Genomic DNA, 9,011 nt, shown 5'->3' with positions numbered 1-9,011 from the left:
CACACAACCCGGGCCCACCACTCGCGTGCCGCACAACGGCGCACATCGCACCGCAACGCGGCACACAACCCGGGCCCACCGCTCACGTGCCGCACAACGGCGCGGATCGCACCGCAACGCGGCACACAACCGCAACGCGGCACACAACCCGGGGCCACCGCTCACGTGCCGCACAACGGTGCGGATCGCACCGCAACGCGGCACGCGGCTCGGGGTCGCCGGTTGCGTGCCGCGAAGCGGCGCGCGCGGGTGGGGTCAGACCGGGATCAGGCGGGCGGCCAGAGCTACCGCGGTCAGGTCGCCCTGGCGCAGTTTCTCCGCCGCGTCGGCCTCGCCCAGGCCCTCCAGGCGGATCGCCGACGCGTCGATCAGCTGGTCCTCGCCGGCCAGCAGACGCCGGGCGATCCGGGACTGGGCCGGGGTCAGCTCGGCGTAGGCGCACCGGTCCAGAGCGCTGACCGTGTCCTCGTCCAGCCGGCCGGCCATCGCCCGCTCGGTGACGATCTTGATGAGCCAGCTGGGCCACCAGCTGTACTTCCCGACCACCATGCCGGACTGCAGGGCCGCGGACGGGTTGTGGCCGGACGCCAGCATCTTCACTGTCAGGTCGGCGTCGAACCGTTCCATCCGCATCGCGCCGACGAAGACCCGCAGGATCTGCTGCGTCTTCAGGAACTCCTCGGCGGCGTTGGCGGCCTCACCGAACCGGCCGGACAGCAGATGGCAGATGGCGTGCGCCTCGGTCAGCGAGAGCAGCTCGCCGGAGCGCTCCTCCAGCCGCTCGACCGTGGCGACCAGCCGCTCGACCGCCTCGGTCGCCCGTGCGGCCAGCTCCTCGCTCTGCGGCTTGTTGAGATGGCGGACCACGACGTCGGCCGCGATCTCGGCCTCCCGGCGCAGCAGCGGGGCGGCTATCTTCGCATTGATCAGGTCACCGAGCCCTTCGGTCAGATAGGCGGCGTCGAACCGCTCGGAGGCTTCTGGGAACTGCGCCCACCAATTCGCCGGGTGTCTCCGCTGCTGTGTCACCAACCAAGAGTGACCCACCGATCACCCTATGACAACTGATTCCGGGGTCGTTCCGGCGTGACCAATCCCATCGGGTCGAGTAGCCCACCCTTGACAATCGCCCTGCTCAGGGGCCGCACCAGAAGACCCAGCCGAAGCGCGCCCTCCGGCCCGAGAACCCGGTAGGCAGGCTCGGCCATCCGGTCGGTGCACTCCTCGATCCGGGCACGCAGCGTGGCCCCCTCGGCGGTCAGCCCCTCCTCCCCGAGCAGTCCGGCCCGGCGCAGGCCGTCCTCGGCCGCGGCCCACTGCTCCCGGCTCCAGCCCCGGGTACCGCGCAGGAACCGGCCGTCGGCCTTGCCACTGGCGGCGTGCAGCACGATCGCCTCCAGCCCGCCGACCCCGTGCGACAGCAGCGCCGCCACGTGCCCGTCCCCGCGGAACTCGCGCAGCAGCGTCTGCGCGTGGAACAGCACCAGGTGCGGCTCCCGGGGCCAGGGCAGGGCGGCGTGCGCGGCGAACAGCGGCCGGCCCTGTGGCAGCCGGGTGGCCGCCTCGGCCGCGGTGCGGGCCAGCTCGGCCGCCTCGGCGACCTCCGGGCCGGCCAGGGTCTCCGCGCCCAGGCCCCGGGTCAGGGCCGCCCCGGCCGCCTCCAGCCGGGCCCGGCCGATCTGTTCCGGGCTCGCCTTCGCCCAGGCGGCGGGCAGGGCCCGGGCCACCCGGTCCGGGTTGAAGTTGTAGAAGGTGGCGGTCACGATCTCCGGGCCGACCGGGCCGAACGCGGCGCCCCGGGACGCGAAGTAGCCGTCCATCCCGTCCAGGCCGAACCGGGCATACCGCTCGGGGGCCTCCGGCACGAAGTAGATCATCGCGTGCAGCGGTTCGGCGACCCGCCAGGCCATCCGGTACGGGTCCTCGGTCACGTCTCCCACAGCGGCGCCTCCACCCCGGTGATGTCCCCGGCACCGACCGCGCCGGAGTGGCGCGGTGCGGGCCGCGCCGCCGTCACGGTAGACCACCGGCCGGACCGGCGGGAGGCCTCGACGGTCACCAGGTGGACCGGCAGCGGTGGCGGCGGGAACGGCCCGGCACCCCAGCGCACCCAGATCGCCACCCGCCCGGCGGCCGCCTCGGCGAGCAGTTTGTCGACGGTGCGCTGCCGGTCGGTGCGGTCCACCTCGACGGCGATCGGCTGGTCGCCGGGGCGGGCACAGGCCACGTCCAGGACCGAGTTGCCGCGCAGGGGCGGGGGCAGCGGGAACACGCTCGGCGCGCGCCGGTAGACCCGCCAGCCCTGCCATTCGGCCCACTTGGTGATCTCACCGACGATCTGCGCCGTCGCGTCCGCCTCGGACAGGCCCTCGAAGGTGATCCGGTCCAGCCACTCGGCGAGGGAGTCGGCGGCTTCCATGGCCGTACGATATCGGTCGGTCAGGCGGCGGCGGCCACCCGGCGGCGGGCCGCGAACAGTGCGGTGATCTGCTCCGGCGGCATCGGCCGCCCCAGGTGGTACCCCTGGCCGACGGTGTAGCCGAGCTGGATCAGCCGGTCCGCCTGCTCCTGGTTCTCGATGCCCTCGGCCACCGTGTCCAGGCTGAGCGCGCGGGCCAGCTGCACCACGGCTCGGGCCACCGCCTGCCGGGCGTCGGCCTCGGGGGTGCCCGGCTCGTCGATCTCGATGTTGTCGACGAACGACTTGTCCAGTTTGACGATGGCCGCCGGGAAGGCGCGCAGCAGGCTCAGCGACGACTCGCCGGTGCCGAAGTCGTCGAGCGCCAGCCGTACGCCCATCGCGTGCACCTCGTGCAGCACCCGGGAGACGTGGTGGCCGCGCAGTACCGCCGACTCGGTCAGTTCCAGGGCGAGGCGGTCGGCGGGCAGTCCCGAGTCGGCCAGGGCGGCGGCCACGTCGGCGACGAAGTCCGGGTCGTGCAGTTGCCGTACCGACACGTTCGGGGACGCCTTCTCCAGCACGTCCGGGCCGAACTCGGCGATCCAGGCGGCGGCCTGCCGGCAGGTCTCGCGCAGCACCCACCGGCCCAGCGGCACGATCAGCCCGGTGCGTTCGGCGGCCGGGATGAAGTCGGCCGGCGACACCATGCCGCGTTCCGGGTGCTCCCAGCGGACCAGTGCCTCCACCCCGACGATCCGGCCGTCGGTGAGCGCCACCAGCGGCTGGTAGACCAGCCGGAACTCGCCGTCGGCCAGGGCCCGGCGCAGGTCACCGCCGAGCCGGGCGTGTGCCGAGGCGGGCCGTTCCATCCCGTCGGCGTAGCGCACCAGGTTGGCACCGCCCCGCTCCTTGGCCACGTAGAGGGCGGCGTCGGCCCGGCGCAGCACCCGGCTGGCCGGGGTGCCGCCGGGCGCGGTGTCCAGGCCGGCGCTGAACCGGACCAGCAGCCGCTGGTCGCTGACCGGCAGCGCGGTCGCGATCGCCATTCGTTCGGCGACCAGCTCGCCGGGCACGTCGCCGGGCAGCAGCACGGCGAACTCGTCACCGGCCAGCCGGGCCACCTCGGCGCCCGGCCCGGCCGCGTCCCGCAGCACGTCCGCGAACGCCACCAGCAGGCCGTCCCCGGCGTCGTGGCCGAGCGAGTCGTTGACCGTCTTGAACTCGTCCAGGTCGGCCAGCAGCACCGAGGCCGGGCCGTCGGCCAGTGCCGCGTCCAGGCGCTGCCGGAACAGCGCCCGGTTGGCCAGCCCGGTCAGCGGATCGTGGGTGGCCTCGTGCCGCAGCCGCTGCTCGGACTCCCGGTTCTCGCGCAGCAGGGCCATGTTGTCCCGCCACACCACGTACTGCCGCAACGCCACCAGGCCGGTCACGGTGACCGCGGCCAGCACGATCACCCGGCCCTCCCACACGCCGGGCGCCCAGTACCGGCTCTGGATCAGCACGTCGGCGACCGGCAGGTCCACCGCGGCCACCGCCAGGTAGGGCAGCCACACGTTGCCCGGCCGGGGCCGGCGGTCCACCGCGGCCCGCTGCCGGGCCGCGGCCAGGGTGATCAGCAGACCGCTGGACGGCATGCCGAGCACCTGCCCGATCATCGCCCCGTGCGGCCCGCCGTAGATGGAGAGCAGGACCAGCGCGGCCGCGGACAGCCCGGTCGCGGCCACCAGGCGCATCGCGGTCCGGTCCACCGGGCCGCCGGCGATGTACGACACCTTGGTCACCGCGCCGGCCGCGAACACGCACACCATCACCGTGATCACCAGCGCCGCGGTGCTCCACGGCTCGGCCGCCATGATCGCCGGGGCGACCCCGAAGTGCCACAGCACCGCCGAGCAGCCGAGGAAGGCGATCACCCGGTCCAGCCACTGCTTGCCGCGCTCGGCCCGGGTGGTCACGCCCAGCGGCACCTGGGACACGCCCCACATGGCGACCAGCACGGCCGCGCCGACCACCACCGCGGTCACCACCGGGACGGCCGGCAGCTCCGGGGCGGTCCGGAACGCGGCCGGCACCATGATCGCGTAGCCCATCCCGAACAGGTGACAGGTCACCTCGATCATCAGCCAGAACCGGCGGCCGGCCGGCGCCAGGCCGACCGAGCGGCGCATCGACCGCACCGACAGCCCGGCGATCAGCATCATCACCGGCATGACCAGGTAGCCGACCGCGATCGAGCCGAACCCGGTCAGCGTCCACACCGCGTACCAGAGCACACCCAGCCCGAGCACGGTCGTGGCGGCGGTCGTCCAGCGGTTCATGACGCGTACGCCCGGATGCGCTGTTTCTCCTCGTACATCCGCAGGTCGGCGGTATTGAGAAGGTGGTCCGGGTCGCCGGCCGGGCCGGTCGCCACGCCGATGCTGGCACCCGGCCGCAGCTCCCGGCCGGCGATCACGGCCGGGCGTCGCAGCGCCGCACGCAGGCCGGCCGCGATCCGGTCGCCGGCGTCCGCGCCACCGGCGGCCAGCACGGCGAACTCGTCGCCGCCGAGCCGGGCCGGCAGGTCGTCCGGGTCGGTGCACTCGTGCAGCAGTGCGGTCACATGTCTCAGCATCGCGTCGCCGGCGGCATGCCCGTACGTGTCATTGATCTGTTTGAAGCCGTTGAGGTCGATCAGCAGCACGGTGGCGTCACCGGATCGCCCGGCCAGCGCGGCGGCGAACTGGCGCCGGTTGGCCAGCCCGGTCAGCTCGTCGTGGCCGGCCTGCCAGCGCAGCCGCTCGTGCAGTTCGCGGGACTCGGTGACGTCGCGGGAGTTGGTCACCACGCCGCCGATGCCCGGCTCCCCGGTGAGGTTCGCGGCCACCACCTCCAGCCAGCGCCACGAGCCGTCGGCGTGCCGGTAGCGCGCCTGGTAGGTGAGTTCGGCGCCGGGTGTCGCGTACAGGTGGTCCAGGTCGCTCGCCAGCCGGGCCCGGTCCTCGTCGTGCAGGACCCGGACCGAGCAGTGGCCCAGCACGACGGCGGCCGGCACCCCGAGGATCGGCTCCACGGCCGGGCTGACATAGGTGAACCGGCGGTCGGCGCCGGTGATCGAGGTGATCTCCGACGAGTGCAGCATCAGGGCGTGCAGGCGCTGCTCCCGGTTGCGGATCTCACCGAGCAGGGTGTTGTTCTCGGCCAGCGCCAGCACCTGCCGGCCCACCACCAGGCCCACGTTGACCAGCAGCGCGGCCAGGGCGCCCCAGGCCGGCGGGCCGAGGCCGTACCGGAGCAGGACGGCGATCAGGACGACGGCACAGACCAGGGTTCCGGCGTACGGCAGCAGGTTGTACCGGCGGTTCGAGGCCCACGACCACCACTGCCGCCTGGACAGTCCACCGGCGCCGCGCAGCAACTGGATCCGGGGGCCGGCCAGCACCAGCAGACACGGGGCGAGCAGCATCGCCATCTGGGTGCCGGTGTCGGTCACGCTGCCGCTGGGCAGCAGCACGTTGCCGGCCGCCAGCCCGATGGTGGCGCCCACCATCGGCGCGGCCGCCGCCGGGATCAGCGGGGCGTCGCCACTGAGACCGCACCGGACCACCACGAACACCGTGCACAGCACCAGCGCACAGCCGAACAGGGCCAGCAGGTACGCCGTGGTCCCGGTCTCGTCCAGACCGGGACGGGTCATCAGACACCACGCCACCGAGCCGGAGGCGCTACTCACGATGGCGGCGTCGAGCAGGATCCGGGTCCACTCCCGGGACGTGCGGACACCCCGCCGGGGCATCAGGCCGGCGAAGCAGATCAGCAGCACCCCGGCCAGCACGCAGGCGGTCTGCACCGGGTGGAAGGTGATCCGCTCGATGCCCGGATCGCTCACCAGGGCGATCAACTGCACCATGTCACCGGCGGTGAAGAGCAGGCCGGCGCCGGCCACCGCCCGCCAGAACCGGTACGCGTGCGCCGGCAGCTCCAGCGTGCGGTACACCTGCCGGGCCATCACGAAGAGCAGGTAGTCCACCACCGGGGCGACCACCCAGCTGGTGATGATCTGTGCCCGTGGGCCGCCGGGGCCGAGCAGGAACCCGCCGAGGATCGGCACAGAGGCCACCACCAGCGCGATCAGCACCGGATCGCGCCACAGTGGGACACGCGCTGGAGGCATGCACTCTCCCCGTTCCACCCGATCCCGTCGCGGCGAGAATCGGCCGGGACGGGTGGGGCCTTAAGAAAACACCGGAAATGCCGATGACCGGTACGCCCCGGCTTGTCATGGCGGGTGGGGCGTACCGGTCATCGGTGGCCGGTCACGGCTCGGTCTGGGTCGGCACCGGGGTGACGGTCTGGGTGGTGGTCACGGTGACCGTCACGGTCGGCGCCGGGGAGGCGGTGGTGGCGGTCGGGGCGGGCGTCGGCGTCGCGGTCGGGGTGGGCTTCGGCTTGGTGCCCAGGTTCAGGCCGGCGGTGACCAGACCCGCGGTGTAGGTGTCGTCGGTGCGCAGGCCGGCCACCGACACCTTCAGCCCGGCGGTCAGCGCGTCCGGCAGCACGCTCCTGCCGTTGAGCAGCACCTGCGCGATCTTCGGGACCTTCACCGTGACGTCCTTGCCGCGCACGTCCGCGCTGCCGCCGGTGGCGTCCACGGTGATGGTGCCGGAGGCCAGGTTGACCGCGTCGATGGTGCCGACCGCCTGGAACGGCAGGACCAGCCGGCTGCCGGGCGCCTTGACCGGTCCGGCCGACGTGCTCGGCTTCGGCTTGGCCGACTCGCTCGGCTTGGGCTTGACCGAGTCGGCCGGGCAGGGCTTGCGATCCTTGTTGCCACCGTTGTGGGCGTAGGCGGCGGTGCCACCGGTGACGGTGACGGCGGCGGCCAGGGCGACGACGACTGCGGTGCGGCGGATTCGCATCAGGTGACTCCTAGGTTTCTCGGGGGAGGACCTAAGCTTCGGCAGCCCCGGTTTCCATGTCGGGGAGGTATCGGGTGCGGGTCGGTTGCCCGTATTCCGGCCCCCGTCCGGCTCCTGGTGGTGAGATGCGCCGCGGGAAGGCACCGGAAGTGTTGACATGGCCGCCGGACTGCGTGAATGTCCTGGGATGCACGAAGTTTGGCCGGACACGGGCGTCCTGCTCGCCTCGCGATACCGCCTGGTGACCCTGTTGGAGACGGGCGGTATGGCGCAGGTCTGGCGGGCGACCGACGAGTTGCTCGACCGGCCGGTCGCGGTCAAGCTCCCGGCCGGGGACACCCGGGCCGCGCACCTGGCCTGGCGGGAGGCCCGGCTCGCCGCGCGGCTGTCCCATCCGGGGATCGCCGCCGTGCACGACTACCGGGAGGCGGTCCGGCCGGACGGCTCGGTCGCCCCGTTCGTGGTGATGGAGCTGCTCTCCGGGGAGACCGTCGCGGCCCGGCTCTGCGATCTCGGCGGGGCGATGCCGTGGGGTGAGGCCGTGTCGATCGGCACCGCCGTCGCCGAGGCGCTGGCCGCCGCGCACGCCGCCGGGGTGGTGCACCGCGACATCAAGCCGGGCAACGTGATGCTCTGCCCCGGCGGGGTCAAACTGCTCGACTTCGGCATCAGCGCCACCGCCGGGGAGCCCGACGACGACGAGACCGGGGCCAGTTTCGGGACGCCCGCCTACGCCGCGCCGGAGCGGCTGGACGGCAAACCCGCCGAACCCGCGACCGACCTGTACGGGCTCGGCGTGCTGCTGTTCGAGATGGTCACCGGGGATCCGCCGTACGACGTCAACACCTGGGAGGAGCTGGCCGCCGCCCAGGCGCACGGGCCCACCCCGCTGCCCGAGACGCTGCCCGCCCGGCTACGCGAGCTGATCCTGCGCTGCCTGGACGAGGAGGCACACCGCCGGCCCACCGCGGCGCAGGCCCGCCGGGTGCTGTCCCGGCTGATCCCGTCCGCGCCGGCCCGGCTCACCATTCCGCTGCCCGGCCGGCCACCCACCGGTCACGCCAAGGTCATGCCCCCGGCCGGTGGCGCCGTCGCCGGAGGGTCGCCGGTGACGCGGCGGGTGGCCGTCGGCGCCGCCCTGGCCGTGCTCGCGATCGCCTTCGTCTTCGTGATCAACGCGGTGGGCACGTCCGCGCCGGACGATCCGCGGTTCGCCGGCGGGCCGGGCGACAGCCTCGGCAGCGCGCCGGCCACCGAAGCCGCGCCGGCCACCGCCTCGGCCCCGGCCTCGATCGCGGCCCCGCCGCCGTCACCGCCCCCGCCGTCGCCGTCGGCCGCCCCGGCCACCACCGAGGCGACCGCCGCCGTGCTGAGTGTGGACGCCGCGGTGTCCCGGGTGCGGGCCGCCGTGGAACGCGGCGAACGCGACGGGGAGATCCGCGCCGACGTGGCCCTGGACTTCGACAACCTGCTGCGCCTGATCGATCCGGAGTCCGACGCCGACCTCACCGAGCAGGTGGACCAGCTGCGGCGCAAGGTCCGCCAGCGGCTGAACGAGGGCGGTCTGACCGAGAACCAGGCCGCGATCCTCCAGGAACGCCTGGCCGACCTGAAGGCGAGCGTCTAGGAAAACCCTTTGCCGGTACGCCCGTCGGCTCCACGGAGATCGGGCCGTCCCGTCTCGTCCCCGCGAGGCCGCCGCCACCCCGGAC

At 73.7% G+C, this 9,011-nt stretch carries 7 protein-coding genes; 1 reads left to right on the top strand and 6 read right to left on the bottom strand.

Going from position 1 to position 9,011, the window contains the following annotated elements; translation table 11 throughout:
- Window positions 1-255: 255 nt before the first annotated feature.
- From ACQ0O7_RS23100 to ACQ0O7_RS23075, 6 genes are all read right to left on the bottom strand, one after another.
- Window positions 256-1,029 (bottom strand): hypothetical protein, encoded by a 774-nt coding sequence (locus tag ACQ0O7_RS23100; protein ID WP_430784259.1) that lies wholly within the window; start codon window positions 1,027-1,029, stop codon window positions 256-258.
- A 26-nt stretch (window positions 1,030-1,055) separates the two neighbouring features.
- On the bottom strand, window positions 1,056-1,940 hold the full coding sequence (locus ACQ0O7_RS23095) for an SCO6745 family protein (protein ID WP_430784258.1): 885 nt from the start codon (window positions 1,938-1,940) through the stop codon (window positions 1,056-1,058).
- Window positions 1,928-2,419 carry a hypothetical protein gene (locus ACQ0O7_RS23090; RefSeq protein ID WP_430784257.1) on the bottom strand — a complete coding sequence of 164 codons (492 nt, stop codon included), beginning with the start codon at window positions 2,417-2,419 and terminating at the stop codon, window positions 1,928-1,930. The genes ACQ0O7_RS23095 and ACQ0O7_RS23090 overlap by 13 nt, the downstream gene beginning before the upstream one ends.
- A 20-nt stretch (window positions 2,420-2,439) precedes the next feature.
- Window positions 2,440-4,719 carry a putative bifunctional diguanylate cyclase/phosphodiesterase gene (locus ACQ0O7_RS23085; RefSeq protein WP_430784256.1) on the bottom strand — a complete coding sequence of 760 codons (2,280 nt, stop codon included), beginning with the start codon at window positions 4,717-4,719 and terminating at the stop codon, window positions 2,440-2,442.
- Window positions 4,716-6,554, bottom strand: a complete 1,839-nt coding sequence (locus tag ACQ0O7_RS23080; protein WP_430784255.1) for a diguanylate cyclase domain-containing protein — start codon at window positions 6,552-6,554, stop codon at window positions 4,716-4,718. Before ACQ0O7_RS23080 ends, ACQ0O7_RS23085 begins: the two co-directional genes overlap by 4 nt.
- Window positions 6,555-6,696: 142 nt before the next feature.
- A complete protein-coding gene (locus ACQ0O7_RS23075; RefSeq protein ID WP_430784254.1) occupies window positions 6,697-7,299 on the bottom strand; it encodes a hypothetical protein in 603 nt (200 codons plus the stop codon).
- 187 nt (window positions 7,300-7,486) lie between these two features.
- On the opposite strand from ACQ0O7_RS23075, the gene ACQ0O7_RS23070 reads away from it, so the two are divergent.
- Window positions 7,487-8,926, top strand: a complete 1,440-nt coding sequence (locus ACQ0O7_RS23070; RefSeq protein WP_430784253.1) for a serine/threonine-protein kinase — start codon at window positions 7,487-7,489, stop codon at window positions 8,924-8,926.
- The last annotated feature ends 85 nt before the right edge of the window (window positions 8,927-9,011 follow it).

The organism is Actinoplanes sp. G11-F43, from assembly GCF_050589265.1.
Lineage (GTDB): Bacteria > Actinomycetota > Actinomycetes > Mycobacteriales > Micromonosporaceae > Actinoplanes.
This window is presented reverse-complemented; position numbering and strand designations above follow the sequence as displayed.